Source organism: Shewanella sp. AS16 (assembly GCF_021412365.1).
In the GTDB taxonomy this organism is placed as follows: Bacteria; Pseudomonadota; Gammaproteobacteria; order Enterobacterales; family Shewanellaceae; genus Shewanella; species Shewanella salipaludis.
Genome location: NZ_JAKCLK010000268.1, coordinates 1 through 291, shown reverse-complemented (window position 1 = coordinate 291; position 291 = coordinate 1). Strand labels below are relative to the sequence as shown.

The 291-nt window shown below is 56.0% G+C and carries 1 protein-coding gene; it reads left to right on the top strand.

The genetic code is table 11. The features are described from left to right. Nucleotides 1-171 precede the first annotated feature (171 nt). The coding region (gene cutA, locus LZP73_RS21385) for a divalent cation tolerance protein CutA (protein ID WP_267960268.1) at nucleotides 172-291 on the top strand (120 nt) is incomplete at its 3' end.

The following is a 291-nucleotide window of genomic DNA, read 5'->3' as shown; positions in this document are numbered from 1 at the left end:
TGGGTGTTGCCCTGGCCGTTTGCTTCGGCTTCGTGCTGGGTAGCTTCATGCTGTAATGACCCATCGCGGGGCGTTCACGCCCCGCTTTCTTTCCCGCCGACTAACATCCTTTCCCCGTCCGTTGTATAGTGACCTCTCTCTTGCGGTTCCATCTGTTCTTGCGAGGTGTTTATGCTTGATGAAAAAAGTTCGAATACCACGTCTGTCGTGGTGCTATGTACGGCACCGGATGAAGCGACAGCCCAGGATTTAGCCGCCAAAGTGCTGGCGGAAAAACTGGCGGCCTGCGCG